Source organism: Streptomyces sp. NPDC048349, from assembly GCF_040651925.1.
Classification (GTDB): domain Bacteria; phylum Actinomycetota; class Actinomycetes; order Streptomycetales; family Streptomycetaceae; genus Streptomyces.
In genome coordinates this window covers 1-4509 of the sequence record NZ_JBEZLA010000133.1, presented here as the reverse complement: position 1 = coordinate 4509, position 4509 = coordinate 1, and the positions used below count along the sequence as shown (strand labels likewise).

Below are 4509 nucleotides of genomic sequence, written 5' to 3'. Positions count from 1 at the left end.
CCCCGTACTGGACGTACTTGGGCTTTCGGCCGGTGCGGCGAGAGTGCGTGCCGGGCACCGCGACGCCGCGGACCTCCGTCAGACACCCCCTAGCCCGGCGGGCCTCGGTGTGGTCGGGTAGTGAAGGGCTTGCCGACCATGACGTCGGCTTCGAAAGCGTCGCTGTCGAAAGCATCGCCGTCGAAAGGTGTCACCCAGACGCCACGACTTCGCCGGCCATGACCTGAGGAGGGTGGGGAAGCAGTGACGCGAGGTTGTCCCGCACGAATTCCGCCGCCCTCGTCACCGATTCCTCGGCACCGGCCCGGTCCTGGAAGACGCTGGTCGAGACCATCACTCCATCCCCGGCATCGACCCAGTAGTAGGCCACGAAGCCGGTGACCTGCCGAAGGAGCGGCACGAACCCCTCCTTCACCAGGCGGCCTGCCTCGGCCGGATCGGTCACCCCTTCGTACCGCCGGACTGCTGCGTACATCGCCGAGCTCCTCACCTGGGCTGCGCGTTCATCAGCTGCTGAGTCCTCGTACCCCTGGGACAGCGGCCCGGCTCGTCAGACGTCCGGCAATCACCTGACCGGCGGCGGCAGATGATCCGAAGGGCGGTTGCGGCCTCGCCACCCAGGTCGGAGTCGTTCGCCGGGCCAAGCGAGAGGAGCCTCTCGTGAGGGCCGGGCCTGCGAAGGGGTGACGTGGCGGTGGCGATCAGGTAGCGGTGTCGGCGAGGATCGCACGCCGGGCGTCGACCGCGGCAGCGAGCAGGCGCTCGTCCAGCATCGTCTCGCCATCCCGTGTGGAGTCGTTGGCCGGCAGACGGGTACGACGGTCGATCAGTGCCGTCAGCGAGGGCAGCGCGGGCATCGCGTGTCGGCCCATGCGGGCCAGGCCTTCCGAGTAGTACTCGCCCATCACGTAGTCCCCGAGGTGCGGTGTCATGAGAGCGAGAAGGCGCGGCAGAGCCGTGGGGCCGGCGTGCCGCAGCCACAGGGGTGCGCACAGCGCCTGCATGCGTCCGGGCCGTTTGAAGGTGAGGTTGTACAGCTGGGCAGCCTGCCGGAACGTCAGCGGACCCGCGTCCAGCAGGGCCCCGAAGATTTCAGGGGCGTGGTGAAGTCGCCCGGTGTCCACGGGCCTGGCTTGAAGGACTGCGGCGGCGGTGGTGCTGTCGTACGACGGCGTCGCCCTGCCGGAAGGCCGCCGGGCAGCGGGATACGGGGTGTAGGGGACCGCGGCGAGCAGTGAGCCGTGTGCGCGGGTCGCAGCCTGCGAGAGGGCGGCGGTGGTGAGGGCTTTGGCCATGGCCGGGCTGATGCGCGGTCCGCAGTGACGGACGAGCAGGGGCAGGAGCTCGACCGGGGCCGCCCGCCAGTCATGACAGGCCTCCCGGGCCAAGCCGGCCCCGATGTCCCGGGTGGCGGGATCGCGGAGGAGCCGCGCCACCAGGGCGTAGACGTGACGCTCGCGCCCCCGCTGGTACAGCACCCGACCCCAGCGCCACCCGACTCCCTCCAGGTGGCGCGCGGCCTCCCCGGCATCGGCAAGGAGCGCGCTGTCGAGCGGCGGCCACTGGCGAGGTGGAGCGACGCGCAGGGTCTCCAGTCGGGCAAGGAAGCGGACGGAGGCCAGGGGATCGTCCTGCAAGTGCGCGACGGAGCCCCGGAGCCAATCGGCGAGGGCCGTACGCACCATGGGCTCGGTGAGTTCACCGAGAGCCCTGAGCGCGACATCGTGGCTTCCGGCGTACACGACGAGGTACGCGGCCCGGCGCCGTACCTCGTCGTCAGGGTCGGTCAGTCGGGCGAGCGCGGCCTCGGCCGCTTCGGGCCAAGGGCGCCTTTCCGCGGCGGACGAGAGGAGGTCCATGACCTCCCGACGTACGAACGCGTCGCCGGCCCGGGAGAGCTGGAGCAGCCGGACGGCTACGGGGCCGGTGCGGTCGGCGCGTATCGCGTCGAGGACCGCGATGCGGGCAGGGTGGGCGGCAGTCGTGGCGTGTCCCGCGGACACGGCCTCGTCCAGCCACTTCATCGGACGGGGCGGTGGCCGCCCTTCCGTGCAGAGAATCCGGTCATGCGGATGATCATGCCACGTGCAGCAACCGCTGGGCCACGGGATGTGTCCTGTGGGGCAGGGTCAGGAGCATCCTGCGCGGGGCTGAGCTTCGGGCCTGGGGGAGGGTCACGCATCGCCGGGTGTCAGCGGCTGTCGGCGTTCCGCAGGGCTGTGCCGGCGAACTCCTCGGTCCGCTCGACCGCCTGCGTCATGGCGAAGTGCTGGGTGCCGCCGGGTGGGAAGTAGTCGATCGCGCCGACCGCGCCGTAGTCCGCCCAGAACCAACTGGCCATGGGAAAGCCGTCGGCGACGTTGTGCTGACAGGCGAGCGCCAGGGTTCCGGAGGCCGCGACGGTCGGCTCGCCCACTGGTTTGCGCTGTCCGTCGCGTGGCAGGGAGGCGGCCATCGCCTTCCCTACGGCGGCCACCGGGTCCGGCACGGTGCGGGAGAGTTCCGTACGGGCGATGAGGTCCGGCGCGGCCACCGTCGTGCCGGACTTCGTCAGCTCGATGAGCGGGAAGCCCCGGCAGGTGGTCACGGTCTGATGCGCCCGGCGCGCTCGGGGCAGGGGGCACGGCGGCGGGTGACGCCGCTCCGCCGGCCTGCGGCTCGCATCCTGCGCTGAGCACCCCCAGCACCCCCAGCACCCAGAGCGCCGCCGCCGTCCGCCTCGTGCCTGCCTCGCCATGCCCCCCGACGCCGAGAACGATCAAGAGCACCCTAGGGGATGCCCCGACGCAGGGGGGCACGTTGCTCGCACGACAGGCGCCCCGGCCTACTGCCCCGGCTGGACCCGCTGCAGGCGCGAGACGGCGTGCTCCCGGCCGGTCGAGCCCTCGCGAATGGCCTGCGCCCGGTCCATCACCGCCCACCCCGCGTCACCCTCTGCGTTGACCTCGTCGCGTGGGTTGCGCATGCCGTAGTGACCGTACAACTGCTGTTCCTCCGACACGGAGAGCACGCTCCCGCAGTCCAGCGCCGCGCAGGGAGCCTGCTCGACCAGCGTCACCGGATAGGGGACCTGCAGGCGCCCGTCCTCGAGCTCCGCCTGGCGCAGGGGGACGAACACCCCGCCCAGACCCGAAGCCCGGTCGGTGATCCGTGCCCATTCGGGGTTCCCGGTGGTGTCGTCCACCAGGACGTACTCCACTTGCCCCAGGCGCTGCCCCTGGTCCGTGTATGCCGCACAACCGGCCATGGCCGCGAGCTGGTCCTGAGTGATCACTGATGCTCCTTGCCTCGCTTCGCAACTGCTGTCACCGGTCGGCTACCCGCGCGAGCCGCCGGGAAGCGCCCCGCCGCCCGCCCGCCGTGGGGACGTGCCAGGCAATTTCCGGGCTATATGCCGTAAAGCAGCCAGGCCATGAGCCGGTCGATCGGGTTCTCGCACGGCTGCGTGGTGGCCGGGTATGCGAATGTCCGATAGCGCGCCGTGGGCCGTGGATACGGGCGGGCCTCAGTGTCTGCCGCGGACCTCACTCGTACGGGTATCCGCACCGGACGGCTGGCGGCCTGCTGCTTTTGATGGTGTTCGGCGTCGTACGCGGCCCGTCGCGCTGGATCGTGCAGGATCCGGTAAGCGGCGAGGACGGCGGCGAGTTCCGCGTCGGCCGGGGGACCGCTCGGGCGCGCGTCGGGGTGCAGGGCGCGGATCCGCGTGCGGTAGGCGCTCGTGACCTGCTGCGGCGATGCCTCAGCCTGCAGTCCGAGGACGGCGTAATGGTCACGCGGTGGGGGAGGGTCGCCCATTTCTCGCACCTCCGGAATGGCCGGATCACCTCTCTTCTCCCCGTCTTAAAACGTTCAGGGGATGTTGTCAACGGGCTTGCCCCGCCTGCTGGCCTGCCCGCTGGCCCCGCCTGCCGGCTCGCCCGCCTATCCTCCCTTCGGGCTCTCGTCGTCGACGATCTCCGCGTCGACGACATCCTCGTCCGTGCCGGTCGAGCCGGCGCCCGCTCCCGGCCCGCCCCCGCCTGCGGCGGCACCGTGGGTGTCGTAGAGGGCGGTGCCGATCTTCTGTACGACGGTGGCGGCGCGCTCCGTCGCCGTGCGGATGGCCGACGTGTCCTGGCCCTTGAGCTTTTCCTTCAGCTCGCCGATCGCGGTCTCGGTCTCGGCCTTGAGGTCGGCCGGGATCTTGGGCTCGTTGTCGCGCAGCAGCTTCTCGGTCTGGTAGACGAGCTGCTCGGCGCTGTTACGGGTCTCGGCCTCCTCCTTGCGGCGCAGGTCCTCCTCGGCGTGCTCCTCGGCCTCACGCACCATTCGTTGGATGTCGTCCTTGGCCAGCGAGGAGCCGCCGGTGACGGTCATCTTCTGCTCCTTGCCCGTGCCGAGGTCCTTGGCCGTGACGTGCATGATGCCGTTGGCGTCGATGTCGAAGGAGACCTCGATCTGCGGGACGCCGCGCGGGGCCGGCGGCAGGCCCGTCAGCTCGAACATGCCGAGCTTCTTGTTGTACGC

6 protein-coding genes are annotated in these 4509 nt (G+C 71.0%); all 6 read right to left on the bottom strand.

Annotated features, from left to right (window positions below):
• Positions 1-190: 190 nt before the first annotated feature.
• The gene (locus tag AB0D44_RS34145; RefSeq protein WP_362598736.1) at positions 191-475 is read right to left on the bottom strand and encodes a hypothetical protein; all 285 of its coding nucleotides are present in this window, start codon (positions 473-475) and stop codon (positions 191-193) included.
• 226 nt (positions 476-701) lie between these two features.
• On the bottom strand, positions 702-2024 hold the full coding sequence (locus tag AB0D44_RS34140) for a hypothetical protein (RefSeq protein ID WP_362598734.1): 1323 nt from the start codon (positions 2022-2024) through the stop codon (positions 702-704).
• Positions 2025-2191: 167 nt separating this feature from the next.
• Positions 2192-2587, bottom strand: coding sequence for a hypothetical protein (locus AB0D44_RS34135; RefSeq protein WP_362598731.1), 396 nt, complete (start codon positions 2585-2587; stop codon positions 2192-2194).
• A gap of 237 nt (positions 2588-2824) precedes the next feature.
• Entirely contained in the window at positions 2825-3274 is a 450-nt protein-coding gene (locus tag AB0D44_RS34130; RefSeq protein ID WP_362598729.1) for a PRC-barrel domain-containing protein, read from the bottom strand.
• 113 nt (positions 3275-3387) lie between these two features.
• On the bottom strand, positions 3388-3798 hold the full coding sequence (locus tag AB0D44_RS34125; RefSeq protein ID WP_362598727.1) for a J domain-containing protein: 411 nt from the start codon (positions 3796-3798) through the stop codon (positions 3388-3390).
• 126 nt (positions 3799-3924) lie between these two features.
• Positions 3925-4509, bottom strand: a 585-nt coding sequence (locus tag AB0D44_RS34120) for an Hsp70 family protein (protein ID WP_362598724.1), incomplete at its 5' end; no start/stop codon positions are given.

What these genes read in the sequence shown, in the direction of transcription:
- AB0D44_RS34145 (WP_362598736.1), bottom strand. Translation starts at nt 475, where the DNA reads ATGTACGCAGCAGTCCGGCGGTACGAAGGGGTGACCGATCCGGCCGAG.
- AB0D44_RS34140 (WP_362598734.1), bottom strand. Translation starts at nt 2,024, where the DNA reads ATGAAGTGGCTGGACGAGGCCGTGTCCGCGGGACACGCCACGACTGCC.
- AB0D44_RS34125 (WP_362598727.1), bottom strand. Translation starts at nt 3,798, where the DNA reads ATGGGCGACCCTCCCCCACCGCGTGACCATTACGCCGTCCTCGGACTG.